This window comes from Vibrio sp. B1ASS3 (assembly GCF_905175355.1).
Lineage (GTDB): Bacteria > Pseudomonadota > Gammaproteobacteria > Enterobacterales > Vibrionaceae > Vibrio > Vibrio owensii.
The window spans coordinates 914,649-938,112 of sequence record NZ_HG992742.1; the positions used below are offsets into that span (position 1 = coordinate 914,649).

Below are 23,464 nucleotides of genomic sequence, written 5' to 3' on the forward strand. Positions count from 1 at the left end.
ATTTTGCTTTGATAGACTAAAACTACCGATGTGAAAATCAATGCACAAACTGGTAAGAGGAGTTTTGTGAACCTGCTTCGCGAATGGTGGGAAAATACTCAGATTATTGGTCGAAAACTAACCCTAAAGAGCTAGCTAACACTAATGATGATAAGGGATTGCTGATATTCATTCGCTCGTTGCTAAGAGCTACGCCATCTCAAAGAAAGAAGACCGTTTCCCGTAGCACATATGCCATCTTTTGCTTGGAGACGACCTCTAAATGTACGTTGGAAGCGGTGGGCTTATGTTGACCCTAATTGTTAACGCGATGACATTGTTGCAACACGCCACAATTGAGGCGTTTGATGGCTTAAATCACGTGCTTCGTCTCTTCAACTTCCACCTTTTATCCATTTTTGTGGTCATTTGAGCACTTGATTCACTTAATATTGTGCTGATTTTGTTCGTTTGCGCACTTCGTGTTCTATGTGGACAGTAACGAAATCTGCAGAAAGTGGAAGCGCAGTCTAATTAAAAGCCTCTAATTTTCTGTATTTACTGAAATTTAATTCTTATGCAACATTTGTCACAGAAATAAAAATCGAATTTCATAAAATGCATTCACTTTCGAACGAAACTCCTTTTTGCTCGTTCTCGATTTTATACTCCCTACCATCGCTCACATTATTAATGAGGTTCCTATGTTTGGAATATTCAAACCTAAGGCGCACATCGATCGTTTATCGTCCGATAAGATCGATGGCACTTATTCCCGCTTACGTTGGCAACTCTTTATCGGCATCTTTGTTGGTTACGCTGGCTACTACCTGGTTCGTAAAAACTTTAGCTTGGCGATGCCTTATCTTATTGAACAAGGTTTTAGTCGTGGTGACTTAGGTGTTGCCTTAGCTGCGGTATCTATTGCTTACGGTTTATCAAAATTCTTAATGGGCAGTGTTTCTGACCGCTCAAACCCTCGTTACTTTTTAAGTGGCGGTCTATTAATGTCAGCGCTTGTGATGTTCTGCTTCGGCTTTATGCCTTGGGCTACTGGCAGCATTACAGCGATGTTTATTCTATTGTTCCTAAACGGTTGGTTCCAAGGTATGGGATGGCCTGCCTGTGGTCGAACCATGGTTCACTGGTGGTCGCGCAAAGAGCGTGGCGAGATAGTGTCGGTTTGGAACGTGGCACATAACGTGGGTGGTGGTTTAATTGGTCCGCTGTTCATCCTTGGTCTTTGGGCATTCAACGACGATTGGCGCACCGCTTTCTATGTACCTGCATTTTTTGCCACGCTCGTAGCTGCCTTTATTTGGTTCACCGTAAGAGATACACCGCAGTCTTGTGGTCTTCCGCCAATTGAAGAGTATAAAGACGATTACCCTGACGATTACGACAAATCACACGAAAAAGAAATGACGGCGAAGGAAATTTTCTTCAAGTATGTCTTTTCTAATAAGTTGTTGTGGTCAATCGCGATTGCGAACGCGTTTGTTTATTTGATCCGATACGGTGTGCTGGACTGGGCGCCGGTATACCTTAAAGAAGCGAAGGACTTCTCGGTTGATAAATCTTCTTGGGCTTACTTCCTATACGAGTGGGCTGGTATCCCGGGTACGCTATTGTGTGGTTGGATTTCAGACAAGCTGTTTAAAGGTCGTCGTGCTCCTGCCGGTATTCTATTTATGGCGTTAGTCACCGTCGCTGTGTTGGTTTACTGGTTCAACCCAGCAGGTAACCCAGCAGTCGATATGATGGCACTGGTTGCAATCGGCTTCTTGATTTACGGTCCGGTAATGTTGATTGGTTTGTATGCGCTAGAGCTTGCTCCTAAGAAAGCGGCGGGTACGGCTGCAGGTTTAACTGGCTTATTTGGTTACTTGGGCGGTGCGGTAGCGGCAAACGCGATTCTTGGCTACACCGTAGACCACTTTGGCTGGGATGGCGGCTTTATCATCCTTATCGGTTCATGTATCACGTCCATCGTTTGCTTGACTTACGCATTTCTTGGCGAGCGTGCTCACCATGAACAAAAAGCGCGTGAGAAAGAAGTATTGGCGTCATAAAACATTAAAGGGGCGGTGGAATACTGCCCCTTCAATAAGCTAAGGAAAGAACAATGAAAACAACGTCAGTTTGCATGACGGTTCTCGCTCTGAGCATCTCAGCTGGAGCTATTGCACAACCGCTTGTTATCGCGCACCGTGGCGCATCGGGTTATCTACCAGAACATACTTTAGAAGCAAAAGCGTTGGCGTACGCGATGAAACCAGACTACATCGAACAAGATGTGGTGATGACCAAAGACGATCAACTCGTTGTATTGCATGATCATTACCTCGATCGCGTGACCGATGTAGCTGAGCGATTCCCGGATCGTGCTCGTAAAGATGGTCGTTACTATGCGATTGATTTCACGTTGGCAGAAATCAAATCATTGCGAGTCACTGAAGGCTTTAACATTGATGATAAAGGTAACAAGGTTGCTGGCTATCCAACACGATTCCCAATGTGGAAATCAGACTTCACCGTACCTACTTTTGCTGAAGAGATTGAGCTGATCCAAGGCTTAAACAAAACGCTGGGTTATGACATCGGTATTTACCCGGAAATCAAAGCGCCGTGGTTCCATCGTCATGAAGGTAAAGACATCTCAAAAGCGGTGCTTAAAGTTTTAAAACAGTACGGTTACGATTCGCAAGACGACAAAGTATACCTTCAGTGTTTTGATGCGAATGAGCTTCAGCGCATCAACAGTGAACTCATGCCCGCATTGGACATGGATTTAAAGCTCGTTCAGCTCATGGCTTACACCGGTTGGAACGAGACCATGGAGTACAAAGGCGAAAAAGCAACACCATACAGTTATGACTGGATGTTTGAAGCCAATGGTATGAAGAAGGTCGCTGAATACGCGGAAGGGATCGGTCCTTGGAAGCCAATGTTGGTGGATGACAAATCAACCAAGGATAACATCATCATCAAACCTTTAATGAAAGCAGCAAAAGACGCGGGCTTGCAAGTGCACCCTTATACTTTCCGATCGGACCCTGGGCGTATTCCTGCTTACACCGACAGCTTCGATGGCATGATGGACATCTTCTACAATCAGGTGAAAGTGGATGGTTTGTTTACTGACTTCCCTGATAAAGCGGTGAACTTTCTTAACAAGTAAAGTTCTAAAAACTGAGTGTTTGAAACGCTCAGTATTACGTCACACGCCATCTCGTAACAATAGGCTCTCATTGAGCAATCATTATCCCTCAACAGTGACTCTCCTGTTGGGGGATTTTTTATATGTATAGAACGCGAGAAACACCGTTTTACTTCTCTTTCATTGTTCCCGCTGTGTATGCATCCCCGCTGTTCTTGATTTATAGATGCTAAATATTCATCCCTCTGACATGGTTACTATATAGCGGTATTGTAAATTGGTGCCCTTTGCTAATGCCATTGTGGAGAAGATTGTGTTCCAGTGGCTTAGTTTACCCTTTCAGCTTGCCGCTTAAGTCTTGCTTCACATGTCGGTTCGTAGCTCCAAATTCTTAGGCGGCTTTTTCTTTTGAACAAAACGATCTCGACGGCAATCCGTTTGTTGATAAGCCGAGCATCAGTGCGCAATACGATCATGAATAATAAAAGACTTAATAGGACATGACATGAGACTAGTACTTGCCATTCTAATTCCTTGGCTTCAATTTTTTACTATTGGCCGTTATTGGGCGGGTGTGATCTGTTTGCTATTGCAGATTACTTTAATCGGTTGGTTGCCTGCGGCCATTTGGTCTGTCTATGCATTGGTTAATTACGAAACGGATAAGAAAATCGAGAAATTGGCTGCAGAGAAAGATGGCCCTGAGACGTTCTCAAACTATGCTCGAAAAGCACCAGCATCGTCTGATCAAGATGGTGGTGGAGACGAGTAAATGTTGTCGTCGAATACAAGTAAGCCTTACTTCTCTTGGTGCTTGCTTTTGAGTTGTTTTGGGTTTGCTTCTGGTGCACAGGCAGAGCTCACAATTCAAGAAGCGGTCGATTTATGGATATTAGATGGGGCAGAGTTTCGTCAGATGGTGAAATGCTCCCCGCAAGCGCAGTTGAATAATGGTGTGCAGCAAATCTATTACGATTCGTCATCTTGTGTATTGAGTGAGCTGGCGACTTACGCTTTGGCTAAAGAATGTTTTGGTGATGCGAAGGCTCAGCGCGTCAATATTCTGGATGTCGCGGATAAATCGAAAGTGATGTCTTTTGATATCAACGCTGCCAGCTGTTCGTTATTAGAGAAAAAAGCGGGCCAGAAGAAATCAAAACCGGCGCCTCCGCCAAAGCCATCTCAGCCATCGACCTCAAATTCTAAAGCTTACGTCGTTCAGCTCTACTCTGGTGTTAAGCCACCGAACAAGGTATTTGCTCAGTGTGCGACAGCACCTTTATATGAGCATCACATTCATGGCTCGTACTATTTGTTCAGTGATGTTTATTTCCATTACTCAGAAGCCAAACAATTGATGGATCACTTGCAATACGAATGCCCTGATCTATCGATGTGGATTCGCCCGATAAAGCGCTAGTTAAGACTGCTAGCTAGAAAAAATCCCCCAACAGTTTCCTGCTGGGGGATTTTTCGTAGGGCTAATTCACAAATGAATTAGTTGTTTTTATGCAGTTCGCTGTTCAGTTCAACCGCGCTCTTGTTAGCAAGACACTCGATTTGACCTGTTACAGAGTTACGACGGAACAGTAGGTCAGAAACACCAGCAAGATCGCGTGCTTTCACTACTTCTACTTCTTGGCCAGCAGAATCTAGCATACGTACTTTAGAACCAGCAGTTACGTACAGACCTGATTCGATAGTACAACGGTCACCCATTGGGAAACCAAGACCTGCGTTCGCGCCTAGTAGAGAGTTTTCACCGATAGAAACCACAACTTTACCGCCGCCAGATAGCGTACCCATGATAGATGCGCCACCGCCGATGTCAGAGCCGTTACCAACCACTACGCCAGCAGAGATACGACCTTCAACCATGCTCACGCCAGTTGTACCCGCGTTGAAGTTGATGAAGCCTTCGTGCATTACCGTTGTGCCTTCGCCAACGTGTGCGCCAAGACGTACGCGAGAAGTGTCAGCGATACGAACGCCAGTTGGTACCACGTAGTCCACCATTTTAGGGAACTTGTCTACACAATCTACGCTTAGTGCACGACCCGCTAGGCGAGCTTCGATTTGACGCTCTGCTAGTTCAGGTAGATCGATTGGACCTTCGTTAGTCCATGCGATGTTGTGTAGTAGACCGAAGATCCCGTCTAGTACCGTGCCGTGTGGTTGAACTAGGCGGTTAGAGATAAGTTGAAGCTTTAGGAAGCCTTCAGCAACGCTTTGTGGCTGTTCGTCAGTTGCAAGGATAACCAGTACAAGTGGTTGTCCTGATTCTGCTGCTTTTGCTGCGAAAGATGCGTTTGTCGCATCGCCGTTTGCTTCAAATGCTGCTGCCAGTTCTGCGCTTTGTGCTGCAGAGATCTCGATAGCTTGGTTGCCTTGCTCATAACCTGCTACTGCTGCTAGTGCGTTAACAAGCGCTTCGCTTGGGTTAAGAACTGGGTTTGGGAAAAACGCTTCGATGATTTTGCCGTCGCGGTTTTTAGTTGCCGTACCAAAGGCTAGAGAGAAGAAAGCCATAGTTGATCTCCATGTGTTGAGTCTTGTGTCTCGTCTGTTCACTGACAAGAAATAATTAAGTTGTCAGTCATCATAAAGAGAGTATTGGGGAGTTTAAAGAGGGGAAATGGAGAAAGTCCGTAGATGGATACCTTTTGTCTTTTTAGAGATATGTTTGTCTGATGAGAAATGTGTCGCAAAAGCCTTATCAGGCCGATTTGGGGCAGAGACACAGTGAAGTGGGAGAAGGGAGCATCGCAAAAAAATAAGGGGAGGACCGAAGTCACTCCCCCTACACTGGGTTTGTTGGATTTACTGGCTTTGGGTAGTAAAGCGATAAATCGACTTAGAGGCTTAGCTCACCGACCTCTACTGCAAGTGCAACCGTTGCACCTACCATTGGATTGTTGCCCATACCGATGAAGCCCATCATTGCTACGTGTGCAGGTACTGAAGAGCTACCCGCGAATTGCGCATCGGCGTGCATGCGACCCATGGTATCGGTCATACCGTAGGATGCAGGACCTGCCGCCACGTTATCTGGGTGTAGAGTACGACCAGTACCACCACCTGATGCCACAGAGAAGTAAGGCATGTCTTCACGGTTACGTTCTGCTTTGTAGATGCCTGCTACAGGGTGTTGGAAACGAGTCGGGTTGGTTGAGTTACCTGTGATGCTCACGTCTACTTGCTCTTTATGCATGATAGCTACGCCTTCACGTACATCATCAGCACCGTAACAAAGGATCTCACCACGTGGACCTTGGGAGAAACGGCGACGTTCTACTTCCACTAACTCACCAGTTTGGTAGTTGTATTGAGTGCGTACGTAAGTGAAACCATTGATGCGTGAGATTAGGTAAGCGGCGTCTTTACCCAAACCATTTAGGATAACTTTCAACGGATTTTTACGTGATTTGTTCACGTTCAATGCGATTTTGATTGCGCCTTCTGCCGCTGCGAATGACTCATGACCCGCAAGGAAAGCGAAACAGCCACTTTCTTCATTCAATAGACGAGCCGCCAATGCACCGTGACCGATACCCACTTGGCGTTGCTCTGCCACGCTGCCGGGTTTAGTGCACGCCTGAAGACCTTCACCGATGATGTTTGCTGCTTCTTCTGCTGTTTTTGCTCCGCGGAAAATCGCCAAAGCGGTGCCCAGTGTGTAGGCATCTGCCGCGCTTTCAAACGCGATAGGTTGAGTGTCCATCACTAGTGCTTTAGGGTCGATACCACGATCCATACAGTATTGGTAAGCCTCTTCCAGAGAAGAAAGTTGCATTTCGTCTAATGTGCGACGTACAGATTCAGTAATTGGAGTGTTCATAATCTCTTTCCTCTTGGTGGCAATTATTGTTGGCGCGGGTTGATGGTAGTTACGGCTTCGTCAAAACGACCGTAAGTCCCCGTTGCTTTGTCTGCGGCTTCTGCTGCAGATACGCCTTCGTTGATGGCTTTCATCATCTTGCCTAGGTTGAGATATTGGTAACCAATCACTTCTTTGTTTTCGTCTAGCGCGAGTTTTGTTACGTAGCCTTCAGCTAACTCCATGTAACGCACGCCTTTTGCTTTAGTTGAGTAGCTAGTACCCACTTGGCTGCGTTGAGTTTGACCAAGGTCTTCCAGTGCCGCACCAATTTCCAAGCCGCCTTCAGAGAAAGCAGATTGAGTACGACCGTAAACAAATTGAAGGAAGATTTCGCGCATCGCGACGTTAATAGCATCACATACCAAGTCGGTATTCAGTGCTTCAAGAATGGTTTTGCCTGTTAGGATTTCTGCGGCCATCGCTGCTGATTGAGTCATGCCTGAACAGCCGATCGTTTCGATCAAAGCTTCTTCGATGATGCCGTTTTTGACGTTAAGAGTCAGTTTTGCTGCGCCTTGTTGAGGAGCACAAGCGCCAACGCCGTGGCTAAGACCAGAAATCGCGATAACGTCTTTTGGATTGATCATTGCGCCTTCAACAGGGATCGGTGCAGATGCATGAAGATCGCCGCGTTGAATCGGGCACATTGATTGGATTTCGTGTGAATATTGCATAATGTTTTCCCAGTGTATTTTTATTTTTTGAGAAAACAGGAGCGGGGTTGGAGAAGAGTTGAATTGCTCACTACAGAACTCTTGCTTTCACAACACAGGCGAAAGCATTTCCAACAGGGCTGACCTGTTTTCGTTTCTGTAGGAGTCATTAGCTTTAAAGCGGTTCGAATCTTTCGATTCCGGTGGCACCCCATCACCGTGCCCATTTAGATTAGATCTAAGTCACACTAATCTGCAACATGAAATTTAGAGCAATTTGGGATATTAAATCGGTTCTTTATATTCTCAGAGGTATATGGCGATAAATGCAACGCATAAAAAAACGCCGCATAATGCGACGTTTTTTCTAAACAAATGAGAGGCTTATGCAGCGTCTTCTTGCTCGCTATCTTCTTCAACAGCTTCAAGCTTCTTTGCTTTTTTTGGTGCAGGTTTACGTTTTGCACCTAGAGCGTAAAGCACTTCTTCTTTGTTTTGCGCAAGGTACATTGCAAGATCTTCTTGCTTACCTTCGTCTTCTAGAAGTTCACTCTTACCTAGCAGTGAGAATAACTCGTCCGCCATATCCAGCATTTTGTCGTATGCGTCAGCTTCCGCTTTAGAGGTAAAAGTCATTTTCTCTTCTCCATTGCGTTCTACCACGTACTTGACGATTACAGCCATGGTTGGTCCTCTAAGTTAATTTGTTAAATTTTATACTGGCTTTTTATACAGTTTTTGACCAATTAAGTCTAGCGACAAGCCTCAGAATGAGAGCCGTGTACAACTAAGTGACCAGCATTTGAACTATCTGCCTTGAACGACCCATCTCGAACTAGCCATCTTTAAGATGTGGGTTCTCTGGTCGCTCCCAATCTTGGCAGAATTCAATGAATGTACGCAGGAGCGGGTTTTGATACTTCTCTTTGTGGATCAAAAGCCAGAAGCGACGCTTCATGTCCAGTGGCATGTTGAGCATTTTCACTCGACCATCACGAATTGCAGGTTCTGCAGATAGGCGTGATAAACAACCTAGGCCAAGTCCGGCAGATACCGAATTGATCAGCGCTTCGGTGGTGTTGAGCTGAAAAGCCTCATGCCAGTGTTCTAGACGCGGAGCGATGGCGCGCATAAAGAACTCTCGAGAGCCAGACCCCGCCTCACGCAGAATCCACTCTGTGTCTTCGAGTTCGTTTAGGCTGATTGGCCCTTCATCGAAGTTAGGGTAATCCGGCGGACAAATTACACACATTTCATCTTCACTGAATTGCGTTGATTCCAACTCTGGGTGTATGGTCTTGCCCTCGATGAGCGCGATGTCGAGTTCGTACGCGATCAACATGTCACAAATCTGGGCAGAGTTGGAGATGAACAAACTCTGCGATTGGTGATTTGTTTCATCACGAAAATCACTTAACAGGTAGGGTGCAACTTGGTTGCCGATGGTGTCACTGGCACCGATGCGAAGCAGCCCTGATAAGGTTTGGTCGCCATCGAACACACTCTCAATATCCCGAGCTCGGTTGAGGAGTTCATCCGCGAGGGGCAAAAGTTTTTGTCCTTCTTGGTTGAGAATTAAGCGGTTGTTCACCCGGTCAAATAGGTGGTGACCAATTTGTTTCTCTAACTCAGACAGCGCCATACTCACGGCCGCCTTAGAAAGAAACAGGCTTTCAGATGCCGCAGTTAGCGTTTTGTGCTGAGTGATCGTAGTAAAAACTTTCAGTTGTTTAAGAGAGATATGACTAGGCATGATATTCCGTTAAGTTTATCTGAACGTTAGTTTTAAATAATTAGATATATTGGAACGAAGTGCAAGAGTAATATACACCCCATAGAAAGTTAGCCTAGATTTTGAGGTCGTAATGATTCAAAGAACAAAAGCAAAAGTAATGGGAGCACCAACCCCAATGGCGGGTCTGGCTCTTGGTATTGCGAGCTTAGGTTGGAGTTGGGAAAACTTCGCCGAATTACATGGCTATGGACAGTGGATTAGCGCAGGTATTGCAAGCGTACTGCTAGCAATCTTGGCGACTAAATTTCTTTTTCACAATCATTTGTTGAGACAAGATCTTGCGCACCCTGTGGTGGGTAGTGTCGTTCCAACTTTCGCGATGGGAACCATGGTGGTTTCAAATTCTCTAGGGCACTTTTTCCCTGTTGCAGGTGACGTGCTTTGGTTAGTGGCGGTAGCTCTACATATCGTGTTCCTAGTGAGCTTCTTGTACCACCGCGCGAAAGACTTCGAACTACACCACATGGTGCCAAGCTGGTTCGTACCACCAGTGGGTATTATCGTTGCAGACGTGTCTTTCTCAGGTAACCCAGTGCTTGCACCTATTGCACACGGTGCGTTGATCTTCGGTATGGTGGCTTACGCGGTGATGTTGCCAATGATGATCTACCGTTTCATGTTTACTCATGAAATCCCAGACGCAGCAAAACCAACCATGGCAATCATGGCGGCACCAGCAAGCCTATCGTTGGCAGGTTACCTAACCGTAACGGCAACACCTTCACCAGTGATTATTGCTCTGTTGTTTGGTATCGCGGTATTGATGACAGCCATCATCTACTTAGCCTTCTTTAAATTGCTAAGACTGCCATTTAGCCCAGGTTACGCAGCGTTTACCTTCCCAATGGTGATTGGTGCAACGGCTCTATTCAAAACAGCAAACTGGATGGAAGCAAATGGTCTAGCAGCGCACTATGTACAACAAGTTCGCGGTCTAGCAGGCATCGAATTGATTGTGGCAACGATTGTGGTGACTTACGTAGGTTTGCAATACATTAATAACTTACTGATTCAACCACGCTTGATGACGACACATCACGCATAAGTCTTACTCGTAAAGCAAAGTCTCTTGGTCTCTCTCGCCAAGAGGCTTTTTTTGTATCGGTAGGATCGGGACTAAAGCTAATCTGAAGATAAAAAAATGCCACCCAAAAAGGGTGGCAGGAAAAATAGATACAATTTTAATACATCAAACTTTAGTAACCGCGGCCATTGTAGCGAGAGTTCTCATGCAGAAGATGGCAATTCGAAACTTACCTCTCTTCACTATGCCTACCTGTCTGATGGGCGTGCGTTCTTTTTATCCTTTCTTATAGAAACGTGACATTTCATCGAGAGAATCTTGAATCACGTTCACTGGCACTTGGTGTTCCGTATCCACTTTAAGTTGATTATTGAGTTGTTGAGAGTGCCCACCTGGGTTTACCACTAACATGGTTTCTTTCCCTACCAGCGCATAGTTGTAGTAACTGCCCGCAATGAACCAATCACGTGGAACACAATTATCAAACAGGTCTCGTCCGACGCTATACGATTGTGTGTTGCCTTTAACGTCGAATAGCTCGTTCATTAGAGTTGGCACAATGTCATAGTGTGTGGTGCGGTAGTTGATCTGCTCTGGCTGATGATCCGGAAGATAAACGTATAACGGCACATGCACTTGAGTATCACTGTAGTTACCCGTATGGCCCCAGTAATTCATCTTATGGTCGTTAAATTCCTCTCCGTGGTCGGAAGTAATCACCACAATGGTGTTCTCTAAGTCGACATTTTTCAGTACTTTCGCAATCAAACTGTCGATGAAATACAACGAGTTCTTATAGCGATTATGATAGAGCGAGGCGTCAAAATCGTTGTTCAGAAGAATATGATCGACACGTTCCCAATAAGGCTTGAATTTAGCAAACTCAGGCTCTGGAAAACTGGTGCCATGAGCTGAATCGTAAAACAAGAAGCTGAAATACGGTTTGTCGCTATCTTGCTTTTGAAACTGAATAAACTCATCGGTGATCTGCTGGTCACGTTTGATTTGTGTTTCGCCAGTTTGCTTAAGGGTGAGATCTTTCACCTTCTTAAAGACGGTGCGCGACAAAGGTGGGCTGGTTAATGGTGCTGAACCAAAAATACCCATTCGATAGCCTTGGTTTTGCAGGATATCCATGAAGACCGGGGATTTTTGACTCGCATAAAAGCTGTCCCAGTAAGTTGCTGGCAAGCTGTAGAACAGACTAAAAATGCCCGCTTGAGTAGAGTTACCACCGCTCATGTGTTGAGAGAAATTGACCGTTTTTTCAGTGAACTTGCTGACATTTGGCATGATCTCTGGTGTTGCATCACTGTAGCGCCAAGCATCAACCAGAATGAACAACACATTCGGCTGTTTAGCTTTAGGGTCTACATTTACAGGGGCGAGTGGGTAGTTCAGTGAACTGCTTTCAATGTTTTTCAGCTCCACTCGGTTTTGTGAAGCCATATTTTCATCCACCAAATGATGACGATAGATAAACTTACGCGCCGTTAATGGGTAGTAAAGGGGCCAGTTGTTCGAGAACTGGCTGACTTCGTCGTCATAGAGTGCGTTCTTATAGGCGTGGATAACCTGAGTGCTCAGTAACAAGCTAAACCAAAGCGCAACAATCACAAACTTTGCTCGGCTCTGAGTCAGTTTATTGGCTAACCAAACGGTGCATGCCAAGCCAATGGCGAGCAGTGCAATGTCGCTAATAAAGATCAGCCAACTCATCCAAGAGATTTCAAATACGTCACGACCGCCTTCGAAGAACATGCGGATCAGTAGACCATTGATGTGCAGTTTGTATTGCTGGAAAACGAGGATATCGACTTTCAACATGATCAAGAGCGTGATGGCAATGGTGATCACAACGACTTTGAACATGCGAGTCGGCAAAAAGGACAACAATAAACAACCCAGCATCAGCGGAAGAGCAATTAAACCCAACCAGCCAAATTGTGTAGCAAGTAAATAATATTCTTGCAGAAAGGTGAGCGGTTCTGCTTGGTTGTTTGACAGCAAAAATGGGTAACAAGCGATCGACAGATAAAGCGCAAAGCAAGCAAAAAATGCAATCAGCCAAGCGCTATTTGAAGAAAATTTGCGCAACATAGTTTTGGTATTCCAGTGCTTTTTCATCCCTATCAAATCAAGAACAAAGTGCGGCTCCGCGTAAAATCAAAACGATTTGAACCCCGTGATTCTTCGCCTTTCACTCAATATTCAATTTGATGGGTATTGTTATAAAAATTTGCGTGAATTATAAAACAGTGTTTTTTATCATGAAATAGTTGTGACTGATGTCACGCTTTGTATTTGCGTGTAAGACGTGACTTACAAATGTCAGTTGCTGGTTATTTGTGCAGAGTTTGAGTGTTCTCTAACCTTTTGTTATTTAAGCTATCGAGATCGCTCTAGGAATAAATGTGGCTGTGCTAAGCTTGCTAGCAGTTTCCATTGGCATTCGGTGCTCCTACTTTGTTTACTGTCTATCACTCCAATCAGGTCGATGTTCTCAAATCACTTCTTGTTGAACTGATTCGCATCAATCCATTAGAAAACCCATTCGAAAAAGAGCAAATTCTGGTTCAAAGCCCGGGCATGTCTCAGTGGTTAAAAATGGAATTGGCTAAAGAGTTTGGTGTTGCGGCAAACCTAGAATTTCCGCTGCCAGCGACTTTTATTTGGGACATGTTCACCCAAGTATTGGCTGATGTGCCTAAGCGCAGTGCATTTAACAAAGAAGCCATGACGTGGAAGCTGATGCACTTGCTTCCGGGTTTACTAAACGAAGCGTCATTCGAACCTTTGGCTCGTTATCTTCAAGACGACACTGACAACTCCAAGCTGTATCAATTGGCAGAGAAAATTGCTGATATCTTCGATGGTTATTTGGTGTATCGCCCAGAATGGATTGCGAGTTGGGAAGCTGGACAAACGGTACCTGAACTTGAAGATGAACACCCATGGCAGCCGATTTTGTGGCAGGCACTGTACGACCACACGGTTACCCTTGGGCAATCGCCTTATCATCGTGCCAATTTGTACGAACACTTCATTGATACGCTCGAAAACTTCAACGGCAATTTTGACCATCTGCCGAAGCGTCTGTTTGTGTTTGGTATCTCTTCACTGCCGCCACGTTACATGGATGCGCTCAAAGCTATTGGTGAACACATTGATGTCCATCTGATGTTTACTAACCCTTGTCGCTATTACTGGGGTGAGGTACGCGACCGTAAATTCCTAGCTCGCCTAGCAGCAAAACATCGTCAGCACGTGGTCTGGCAAGAAGACCATTCTGAAGTACAAGGTAAGAGTGAGCAGTTAAAAGGTTCACTAGAAGAAAACGTGGTGGATGAGCTGCATACCGATGTGGTGGGTAACAGCTTGTTGGCGTCGATGGGTAAACTTGGACGCGATAACATGTATCTGTTGTCGCAGCTTGAATCCCATGAGATAGAAGCTTTTGTTGATGTCGAGCGCGACTGTCTGCTCCATCAACTTCAAGCAGACATTCTTAATTTAGAAGAGCACCAAGACGACGAGCAAATCGACAGCAGTCAGCACAAACAAGTGGTGAGTTTAGGTGATAAATCTCTGAGCTTGCACTCTTGCCACAGCCCAATGCGAGAAGTGGAAGTGCTACATGACCAGCTTCTGGCGATGTTCGATGCCGATCCGACACTGAAACCGCGCGATATTATTGTCATGGTGGCAGACATCAATGCCTACAGCCCTGCGATTCAGGCGGTGTTCGGCAATGCGCCGGGTGAGCGATTTATCCCTTACTCGATTTCAGACCGAACGGCCGATCAAGAAAGCCCAATTTTGGCGGCTTTCATGCAACTTGTTAATTTACCGAATACACGTTGCTTGGCTTCTGAATTACTTGAGTTGTTAGAAACGCCGGCGATTTTGAAGCGATTCGACTTAAGCGAAGATGACTTCCTTCAAGCCAAACAATGGGTGGAAGAATCTGGTATTCGCTGGGGGCTAGATAGCCATACCGGCAGCGAATTTGAACTGCCAGAAACACGCCAAAACACATGGCAATTTGGTATTCAGCGTATGTTATTAGGTTACGCGATGCCAGAATCTGCCGGTTTGTTTGAAGCGCAAGAAGGTAGCCTCTCACCATACAATGAAGTGCAAGGTATGGGCGCAGAACTTGCCGGTAAGTTAGCCCATTTTATTCAACAAATTAGCCAATATCGCCGCAAACTTTCCCATGTTCAGTCGATTGATGCATGGCGTGAAACCTTGGTGGCGATGTTGGATGACTTCTTCTCTGTTGAGCTAGAAGGGGAAATGGCGCTTAAGTCGATTCGAGATACCTTAAGCCAACTGAAAGAACAGCTAACCGATGCGGCATTTGATGATGCCTTGTCGCCTTCTATTGTTAGCCAGTATCTGCAAAACAAACTGTCAGGAACACGGGTCAGCCAGCGCTTCCTTGCCGGGCAAGTGAACTTCTGTACTCTGATGCCGATGCGCTCGATCCCATTTAGAACCGTGTGTCTACTTGGTATGAACGATGGGGTCTACCCGCGTTCAATGCCACCGGAAGGTTTTGACTTAATGACGGGGCGCACTAAACCGGGTGACCGTTCGCGCCGAGACGATGACCGTTACCTATTCTTAGAAGCCATGTTGTCTGCGCAGCAGAGTTTGTACATCAGTTACGTTGGGCGTTCTATCCAAGATAACACCGAGCGCGTGCCGTCTGTTCTGGTGTCAGAGTTGATGGAATATTGCCATCAGAACTACTGCCTAGGTGGCGATCAAGACCAGCCTGTCGATGACTCCGGAGATAAACTACTCAACGAGTTAGTGAACGTGCATGCCATGGTGCCATTCAGCCCAAGCGCATTCCAAGGTTCTCATTCAAGCTATGCCAAAGAGTGGATTCCAGCGGCGTTGACCCAAAGCAATCAATCGCAAGGTCATGCGCGTGGCGAGTTTAACCGCGCATTGGATGATTACTTGCTTGGCGCAACCTTCCCAATCGAATTGGACTTGGTGGAATTACAACGCTTCTGGCGTTTACCAGTACAGTATTTCTTTAACCGCCGTTTGAAAGTGATGTTCGAGCCGCCATTGCCAGTGATGGAAAACGATGAACCATTCGTGTTAGGCGGCTTAGAAAGCTATCAAATGCGCGATGAGCTATTGGAAACCTTGCTCGAAACTGCCATTACTCAACCGTCCGAAAAAGCAGATGTGCTCAAGCATTTTATGAGTGAGCAACGCGCGCAGGGCAAATTACCGGTTGGCGCATTTGGTGATATCGAGTTTGAAACCAACCGCGTGCAAGCGGAAGAGCTGGTGGATAAGTTGGCGTTTTTATCCGGTGCTCCACAAGACGATTTAGAAATCGACCTTACTTTCGATGTGCTTGGTGAAGGAAAAAACATCCGTCTAACCGGTTGGCTAACTCAATGCTATCAATCTGGTTTGATTCGCTACCGCAGCGGTAAAATTCGTGCGCAGGATTACCTTGCTGCATGGATCGATCATCTTGCTATGTCTGCCTCTGGTCAGGCTAGAAAGACCCACGTTATCGGTTATGACCGCAAGGAAGGCGCGGTGCATTTGGTTTACCCAGCAATGGCAGACGCTGCGCAAGCGAAACAACTGCTTGCTGAATTAGTACGTCTGTTTTTTGAAGGCATGACCAAGCCATTGCCATATTTCCCGAAAACAGCACTGGCATGTGTCGAGGCGGGCTTTAGCCGCGGCCACTGGGCTGATGACGAAGAGAAATCGCTGAAGAAAATGGCGGATGCATTCAATGATGGTTACATGAGCCCAGGCGAAGGAAACAATGCGTATATTTCGCGTATTTGGTCTGCTTGGAATGATGAGCTTGCAGCAGAAGTTCGCACGCTGACCGCATTGGTTCTTCAAGGCGCAAGATTGACGGCGATGGATGCCGATGATGAAAAGTAAGTTGGATTATTTAGACAAAGAAGAGAGTAGGGTGGCCGCCAGAAAATCATTATTTTTTGTAGGGCGTTCGCTGTACGGCCACAAGGTCAGAGGGACCATGATTCTTTTGAGTGTAGCCGCCTGAAAGGCTTGGCTTATCTCGTGAGGCGCATACTAACGGTACTCCGTAATGATAACCGTGAGTGAGATCCCACAAAGGTCTAAATATTCCAACCTATTAGACATATTAATAGAATTTTTAACGATAGATCACAGTTCGATCAGTCGATAATCCGGAGAGATTCAGCGTTATGGCGCAAATGTCAGTTCCAACTCCACTGCAAACCATGACTTTTCCGCTGCATGGTGCAAGGCTAATTGAAGCATCGGCGGGTACGGGTAAAACCTTTACCATCGCAGGTTTGTATCTGCGACTCTTACTAGGGCATGGCACTGCCGATACGAAACATCGCGTGCCGTTGACTGTGGATCAAATTCTGGTAGTGACTTTTACCGAAGCCGCAACTGCAGAGTTACGTGATCGTATTCGTGCGCGTATTCACGACGCGAGGATCGCATTCGCTCGCGGACAAAGCTCAGATCCTGTGATTCAACCTTTGCTGGAAGAAGTTGAGGATCATAAGCAAGCCGCTGAGATCCTATTGCAAGCAGAGCGCCAGATGGATGAAGCCGCGGTGTACACCATTCACGGTTTCTGCCAACGCATGCTGACGCAAAACGCATTTGAATCTGGTAGTCGTTTCAATAATGAGTTTGTGACAGACGAAAGCCATCTTAAAGCGCAAGTGGTTGCCGATTACTGGCGTCGTAACTTCTATCCTCTGCCATTCGCTTTGGCAGGAGAAGTACGCCAACTATGGGGCTCGCCATCGGATCTGCTGTATGACATCAGCAACTACCTCACGGGTGCGCCGTTAAGTCTCTCTGTTCCTGCAATGCAGGGGAGTCTTGCCGATTTGCATGAGCAAAACTTAAAGCAAATTGATGCTTTGAAAGCCCAATGGCGTGATAACCAAGAGGACTTCCTCGCACTGATTTCTGATTCCGATGTCAACAAACGCAGTTACACCAAAAAGTCTTTACCGACATGGTTAGAAGCGGTCAACGCATGGGCTGCGACAGAAACCACAGGCTATGACTATCCAGATAAACTGGAGAAGTTCGCGCAAAATGTATTGCTTGAGAAAACCCCGAAAGGCACTGCGCCACAGCACCTTGTGTTTGAGGCGATAGAAGCCTTCCTTGCAAACCCAATCAGTTTAAAAGCGCCGCTATTGGCTCATGCGATTGAGCATTGTCGAGTGATGCTGGCAAAAGCAAAAAATCAGAAGCAATGGTTGTCATTTGATGACTTACTGACTCAGCTTTCTGCCTCGATTGATACCGATGAAACCGCCTTACTGACAGAGCGCATTCGCACGCTTTATCCGGTTGCGATGATCGATGAATTCCAAGATACCGACCCACTGCAATACAGCATTTTCAGCCGCATTTATTTGGATAACCCTGAGTGCGGTTTGTTTATGATCGGTGATCCGAAACAGGCGATTTACGGTTTCCGTGGGGCGGACATCTTCACCTACATCAAGGCTCGTAACCAAGTTAGTGCTCACTACACGCTTGGCACCAACTGGCGCTCAAGTGCCGATATGGTATTGGCAGTGAACCAGATTTTTGCTCTGCCAGATAGCCCGTTTATTTATGACTCCGACATTCCATTCCATTCTGTGGATTACAGCCCAAGCGCTGACAAACGCGTTTGGACCATGGGTGGTCAAAAGCAACCTGCACTGACTTATTGGCTGCAAGAAGCGGAAGATAAACCGTTGCCCAAAGGCGAATACCTCACCGCTATGGCTGAGGCGACAGCAAGCCAAATTCAAACCATTTTGACCGCGGCACAACAAGGTCAAGCGTGCCTAGTCAATGGCGAAAAGCAAAAGCCAGTCAAAGCGGGCGACATTGCAGTATTGGTGCGAACGGGTAGCGAAGGTCGCATGGTCAAACAGGCGTTAGCAGACCAAGGCATTGCCAGCGTGTATCTTTCTAACCGCGATAGCGTGTTTACCAGTTCCGTCGCACAAGACCTACAGCGTTTGCTGCAAGCGGTGTTAACGCCAGAAAATGACAGAGCATTGCGTGCCAGCCTAGCATCAGAATTATTTGCTCTAGATGCAGCCAGCTTAGATGCCCTCAATAACGACGAAACCGTGTGGGAAAACGCGGTTAATGAGTTCAAAGAATACCGCAAACTTTGGGTGCAGCGTGGTGTGCTACCTATGCTGCGAGCAGTGATCAGTAAGCGCCATATTGCTGAGCGTCTGCTAGAAGAAGGGGCGAGCTCACAAAGCGAAAACGGTGAGCGAGTACTTACCGATCTGATGCACATTGGTGAGTTATTGCAGCAAGCAAGCAACGAATTAGACAGCGACCACGGCTTGCTGCGTTGGTTAGCCCAATCCATCAGTGATGCAGAACATGGGCTAGGTGGCAGCGATGATCAAATTCAGCGTTTGGAGTCAGAGCGTAACTTGGTGCAAATCGTCACCATTCACAAGTCAAAAGGTCTGGAATATGACTTGGTCTTCTTGCCATTTGTGTTTGGTTACCGAGAAGCAAGTGAAGCCAAATACTACGACGCTGAGAACGATCGCACCGTACTTGATATTACGGGCAATGATGCGTCGTTAAAACAGGCAGATAAAGAACGCCTTGCTGAAGATTTACGCCTCATCTATGTAGCGCTAACGCGTGCCGTGTATGCCTGCTTTATTGGTGCTTCACCACTGCGCAATGGTCGCTCAACCAAAGAGCCAACCGGTGTGCATCACAGTGCGATTGGTTATTTGGTGCAAAATGGTCAAGAAGGCGGCATTAACGATTTGTTGGTTGGGTTGAAAAAGCAGCAAGAGAATCTCGATAGCGTCGTGATTTGTGAGCCTCCAAAGCAGCACGATGAGATGTATGTTGCGGAGCAAACTGAGTTAGAAGCGTTGACTGCCAAAGAGCTGCAAAATCCAATTGATAGAAACTGGCGCATCACCAGTTACTCGGGCTTGGTTAAGCAAGGTTCTCATCATGCTGAACATGACGCGACGATTGAAATCACCGGCTTTGATATCGATTCTTCAGAAGAGCAAGATGAAGCGGAATTGGTTGAGTCAGAACGCTCTATCTTCAACTTCCCGCGTGGCGCACGTCCGGGTACCTTCCTGCACAGTTTATTTGAGGAAATTGAGTTTACTCAACCTGCGACGACGGAAGAAAACACCCAAATCATCCTCGGTTTAATGGAAAGTGAGCAGCTTGATGAAGAGTGGCTGCCAATCCTGCAACAGTTGATTGATACCGTGCTGGCAACGCCTTTGGATAGCAAAGCACTGCTACTCAATCAGAAAGGTCCGGCACAACGTTTGGTTGAGATGGAATTCTTATTACCGATTGAAGTGCTATCTGCACCAGCATTGAACCGCGTGATTCAACGTCATGATCCGCTGTCTGCCAAAGCGGGCGATCTAGGTTTCCAAACCGTGCAAGGTATGCTGAAAGGCTTTATTGACTTGGTGTTTGAGCACCAAGGCAGATACTACGTCCTCGACTGGAAATCGAACCACTTAGGTGATGAAGTGTTCCACTATCATGGCGATGCGTTGAAGTCGGCGATGGCGGATCACCGTTACGATCTGCAATACCAAATCTACGCTTTGGCACTGCATCGTTTCTTGCGTAGCAGATTGCCAAATTATGATTATGAACAGCACTTTGGCGGTGTTTATTACCTGTTCTTACGTGGTATGGATGGGCAAAGCGATCATGGTATTTTTTCTGCCAAGCCCACCTTCGAATTTTTACAAGAAATGGATCATTTGATTGATGGTCAAGCGCCTGACACGCGATCCAGCGAATCGGGTCAGATGGAGTTAATTTGATGAAAACCAATGATCTTCTTTCTGAGCAAAGAAGCCCTGTGGCAGCTCCAGATCTAGTGGCAACGTTAGAATCGTTAGCAAACAAAGGTGCGATTCGCCAATTGGATTTCCAGTTCGCGCGCTTTATCTATTCGCAAGTTGAGCAACAAGCGAACAGCCAAGAACTGGCATTTATTGCTGGCGTGGTCAGCAGTGAGTTAGGGAAAGGGCACATCTGCTTGCCTCTGTTTGACAGCCAAGGGCAGCCAACAGACCTTGCAAGTAAGCTCGGTCTGTTTGGGGAGTCTGCGTTAGCGCTTAATACTCAGCTGCAAGGCGTTAATTGGGTTGAGCTTCTACAAGCGTCGCCTTTGGTTGGTGCTCAAGGTGAAGCCTTGCCAATGATGTTTGATGGCGAGCGTCTCTACCTGCATCGTTACTGGCACTATGAAGTGATGTTGGCGGACAAGCTCAATCAACTCAGTGCAGCTGTAAACCTTCAGCCTCACGAGTTCACACGTTTGTCTGAGTTGCTGCATCATTTATTCGCTCGTCAGTACCACTTTCTGTTCAATGCATTAGCCAAAGCGACAGAGTCGGGAACCAGTAACCAAGTGCTACGCCAACAGCTAGTTTGTGACCATTTGGATGTGGTCACTGTAGACAGTCTCGATTGGTCATCCATTGATTCGGTAGTCAACCAAGCGAAACAAGTGCACGATCTGCAAGTGCTGGACAAGCTTGTGCCACTATCGGCTTGTGTTAACTGGCAGAAGGTCGCTGCTGCGGTGGCACTGACGCGTCGTTTCGCTGTGATCTCCGGTGGGCCGGGTACGGGTAAAACCACCACGGTAACCAAACTGCTTGCCGCACTGATTGAGCAAGCAGGACAAGAGAAAAACCTCACCATCAAGCTGGTGGCGCCAACAGGTAAAGCGGCAGCGCGTTTGACGGAGTCTATCGGTAAAGCGATTCAAGAGTTGCCAGTGGAGCCTGAGCTTAAAGCGAAAATTCCAACCGAATCGAGCACTTTACATCGGCTGTTGGGCGCGATCCCAAACAGTGCAGAGTTTCGTCACAACAAACAAAATCCGCTGCACCTCGATATTTTAGTGGTGGATGAAGCCTCCATGGTCGATCTGCCCATGATGTACAAAGTTGTCGATGCGCTACCAAAGCATGCGCGTTTGATTCTTCTGGGAGATAAAGACCAATTGGCATCGGTAGAAGCTGGCGCGGTGCTAGGTGATATCTGTTCGTTCCACGTATTTGGCTTCGGCAAAGAGCAGGCGTCTGCGGTCGCGAAGTTAACAGGCTTTGACACCTTGGCGTACAGCACCAACAGTAATGCTTCGATTGCCGATAGTTTGTGCATGCTGCAAAAGAGTTACCGATTCGATGCCCGTTCTGGTATCGGTCAGCTAGCAAAAGCGGTTAATGCTGGCTCAGCCGCAAAAGTAGATGACGTTTGGAATCGTGATTTTGCTGATATCGAGCATTTTGCTCTGAGCAGCCAAAACTACAATCAGATGATGCAGACTTTGGTCTCTGAATATGGTCGTTACCTGAAACGCATCGGACAGCAAGAGATTGACCAAAAGACTGGGGAACCAGAAACACTGACCCACAAAGCCAAAGCCGTGTTGGATACTTTTAATCAATGCCGATTATTGTGTGCCATCCGTGAAGGTGATTTTGGTGTGACCGGTTTAAACCAACGCATTGAAAAAGCACTAGCTGCACGTAAGTTGATTCAAACCCAAGACGAGCTTTGGTATCACGGCAGACCTGTAATGGTCACGCGTAATGATCATGGCTTGGGATTGTATAACGGTGATATCGGCATTTGTATGCGAGACGACAGCGAAGGTGAGCCGCGCCTTAAAGTGTTCTTCGAACTGCCAGACGGCAGCGTGAAGTCGGTGCTGCCAAGCCGAGTCCCTGAGCATGAAACCGCATATGCGATGACCATTCATAAATCACAGGGCAGTGAGTTTGAATACACGCTAATGATTTTGCCGCCAGATTTCAGCCCAATCCTCACTCGCGAGCTGATCTACACAGGTATTACTCGTGCAAAGAAACGCCTTGCGATGTTCGCTGAGATGAATGTTCTCAAGCGCGGAATTAAAGTAAAAACCACCCGAGCGAGTGGGTTGGTTGAGCGACTTAGAAATTGAGTTTACTCATTCAAAAGTGAGAAGTTTTCATGAACTGAATATGTTTTTATGTGGCGGGTCGTAATCCCGCCATTTTTATGTCTGAGTCATTCGACCTGCATTGAACCCCATGCTTTTTCGACGATATTGTTTGAGCTTTGATGTCGAGTGAGGTGTGACCGTGGATTTTTCCTGGCTTCTACATATCGCATTTATCGCTTTTTTTGTATCAGGTGCTGCGTTGTTTATTTGGTTTGTAGTGCTAGGCGCTTTTCTCGTCTTCTTTACACCCAAAAATGTAAAGCAGTACGCTTTCAACGAGCGACATTTTTCTGAAGTTGAGCTAGCCATCAGCTCCGGTTTTCATTTTGGCTCTCTTATCTATGGCACCGGCCTGCTTGCGACCATCGCGTTTCCTCGACTTGGGAAAAAGCGGGGACTGAGCGATGTACGCAGCATAAGTCCTCAATGGCTTATTAAGGTTAGCGTGGTTTATTGGTTGATACTTCTAATCATTCTATTCGTTATATTTTCGACGTTATTAATTATGACCTTTCACTGAGCATACGTACAAAAAGACCGAGCGCGATGCTCGGTCTTTTTTAATTTTGTGTAAACGCATTGGTAAATGACACGCTGCGAATTTTGTACTGCTGTTGGTAAGCCAAGATAAAATCTTTAATGGCGTCATTGACGGGGAATACGCAATGGACGTCGAGCCCTTCCAGAAAGTGGTTATCCGCCATATCCCAAAAGCTTTGAAGTGAATTGCAAATAATGGTTCTCATAACAGTGCTCATCTTATTCATTTTAAGAGTAACAACTGTCCTTGATGCGTCATGCAGCGCGATGGAGCTCGCTCTGCACTTTAGGGTGAACAATATTCACCTAGATCCATTTGTGAGTTGATTAAAAACCAACCGTTTGTCGCGCAGAGTATAACCAACCATGTGTATATTGAAAAGG

The 23,464-nt window shown here is 46.4% G+C and carries 16 protein-coding genes and 1 riboswitch; of the genes, 9 read left to right on the forward strand and 7 right to left on the reverse strand.

Annotation, left to right across the window (positions count from 1 at the left end; all coding sequences use genetic code 11):
• The first annotated feature begins 683 nt into the window (after window positions 1-683).
• The 4 genes from glpT (at window position 684) to KJB05_RS04250 (ending at window position 4,559) form a co-directional block, all read left to right on the forward strand.
• Window positions 684-2,051 carry a glycerol-3-phosphate transporter gene (gene glpT, locus KJB05_RS04235; RefSeq protein ID WP_009698679.1) on the forward strand — a complete coding sequence of 456 codons (1,368 nt, stop codon included), beginning with the start codon at window positions 684-686 and terminating at the stop codon, window positions 2,049-2,051.
• Between the two features lie 53 nt (window positions 2,052-2,104).
• Entirely contained in the window at window positions 2,105-3,160 is a 1,056-nt protein-coding gene (gene glpQ, locus KJB05_RS04240; protein WP_208444519.1) for a glycerophosphodiester phosphodiesterase, read from the forward strand.
• Between the two features lie 484 nt (window positions 3,161-3,644).
• Entirely contained in the window at window positions 3,645-3,911 is a 267-nt protein-coding gene (locus KJB05_RS04245; RefSeq protein ID WP_005436586.1) for a YqaE/Pmp3 family membrane protein, read from the forward strand.
• A complete protein-coding gene (locus KJB05_RS04250) occupies window positions 3,912-4,559 on the forward strand; it encodes a hypothetical protein (protein ID WP_208444520.1) in 648 nt (215 codons plus the stop codon).
• 77 nt (window positions 4,560-4,636) lie between these two features.
• On the opposite strand, the gene dapD is transcribed toward KJB05_RS04250, so the two are convergent.
• The 5 genes from dapD to KJB05_RS04275 all read right to left on the reverse strand — a co-directional run bounded on the left by dapD (window position 4,637) and on the right by KJB05_RS04275 (window position 9,425).
• The gene (gene dapD, locus KJB05_RS04255) at window positions 4,637-5,668 is read right to left on the reverse strand and encodes a 2,3,4,5-tetrahydropyridine-2,6-dicarboxylate N-succinyltransferase (RefSeq protein ID WP_208444521.1); all 1,032 of its coding nucleotides are present in this window, start codon (window positions 5,666-5,668) and stop codon (window positions 4,637-4,639) included.
• A gap of 325 nt (window positions 5,669-5,993) precedes the next feature.
• Window positions 5,994-6,977 carry a GGGtGRT protein gene (locus KJB05_RS04260; protein ID WP_122067103.1) on the reverse strand — a complete coding sequence of 328 codons (984 nt, stop codon included), beginning with the start codon at window positions 6,975-6,977 and terminating at the stop codon, window positions 5,994-5,996.
• A 23-nt stretch (window positions 6,978-7,000) separates the two neighbouring features.
• Window positions 7,001-7,693, reverse strand: a complete 693-nt coding sequence (locus KJB05_RS04265; RefSeq protein ID WP_005386501.1) for an iron-sulfur cluster assembly scaffold protein — start codon at window positions 7,691-7,693, stop codon at window positions 7,001-7,003.
• Between the two features lie 132 nt (window positions 7,694-7,825).
• Window positions 7,826-7,900, reverse strand: a riboswitch (Fluoride riboswitch).
• Window positions 7,901-8,056: 156 nt separating this feature from the next.
• Window positions 8,057-8,356, reverse strand: coding sequence for a YebG family protein (locus tag KJB05_RS04270; RefSeq protein WP_005386503.1), 300 nt, complete (start codon window positions 8,354-8,356; stop codon window positions 8,057-8,059).
• A 151-nt stretch (window positions 8,357-8,507) separates the two neighbouring features.
• A complete protein-coding gene (locus KJB05_RS04275) occupies window positions 8,508-9,425 on the reverse strand; it encodes a LysR family transcriptional regulator (RefSeq protein WP_005427361.1) in 918 nt (305 codons plus the stop codon).
• Window positions 9,426-9,537: 112 nt separating this feature from the next.
• On the opposite strand from KJB05_RS04275, the gene KJB05_RS04280 reads away from it, so the two are divergent.
• Window positions 9,538-10,512, forward strand: coding sequence for a TDT family transporter (locus KJB05_RS04280; RefSeq protein WP_009707465.1), 975 nt, complete (start codon window positions 9,538-9,540; stop codon window positions 10,510-10,512).
• 255 nt (window positions 10,513-10,767) lie between these two features.
• Here KJB05_RS04280 and KJB05_RS04285 read toward each other — a convergent pair whose 3' ends face one another.
• Window positions 10,768-12,591, reverse strand: coding sequence for a DUF3413 domain-containing protein (locus tag KJB05_RS04285; protein ID WP_208444522.1), 1,824 nt, complete (start codon window positions 12,589-12,591; stop codon window positions 10,768-10,770).
• 366 nt (window positions 12,592-12,957) lie between these two features.
• Here KJB05_RS04285 and recC point away from each other — a divergent pair, with 366 nt between their 5' ends.
• The 4 genes from recC (at window position 12,958) to KJB05_RS04305 (ending at window position 23,060) form a co-directional block, all read left to right on the forward strand.
• Window positions 12,958-16,431: an exodeoxyribonuclease V subunit gamma gene (recC, locus tag KJB05_RS04290; RefSeq protein WP_208444527.1), complete on the forward strand. Its 3,474-nt coding sequence runs from the start codon at window positions 12,958-12,960 to the stop codon at window positions 16,429-16,431.
• Window positions 16,432-16,721: 290 nt separating this feature from the next.
• Window positions 16,722-20,360: an exodeoxyribonuclease V subunit beta gene (gene recB / locus KJB05_RS04295; RefSeq protein ID WP_208444523.1), complete on the forward strand. Its 3,639-nt coding sequence runs from the start codon at window positions 16,722-16,724 to the stop codon at window positions 20,358-20,360.
• The gene (recD, locus tag KJB05_RS04300; RefSeq protein ID WP_208444524.1) at window positions 20,360-22,519 is read left to right on the forward strand and encodes an exodeoxyribonuclease V subunit alpha; all 2,160 of its coding nucleotides are present in this window, start codon (window positions 20,360-20,362) and stop codon (window positions 22,517-22,519) included. Before recB ends, recD begins: the two co-directional genes overlap by 1 nt.
• Before the next feature lie 160 nt (window positions 22,520-22,679).
• Window positions 22,680-23,060 (forward strand): hypothetical protein, encoded by a 381-nt coding sequence (locus tag KJB05_RS04305; RefSeq protein ID WP_180826069.1) that lies wholly within the window; start codon window positions 22,680-22,682, stop codon window positions 23,058-23,060.
• 40 nt (window positions 23,061-23,100) lie between these two features.
• Here KJB05_RS04305 and KJB05_RS04310 read toward each other — a convergent pair whose 3' ends face one another.
• Window positions 23,101-23,286, reverse strand: a complete 186-nt coding sequence (locus tag KJB05_RS04310) for a hypothetical protein (RefSeq protein ID WP_009707458.1) — start codon at window positions 23,284-23,286, stop codon at window positions 23,101-23,103.
• Between the last annotated feature and the right edge of the window lie 178 nt (window positions 23,287-23,464).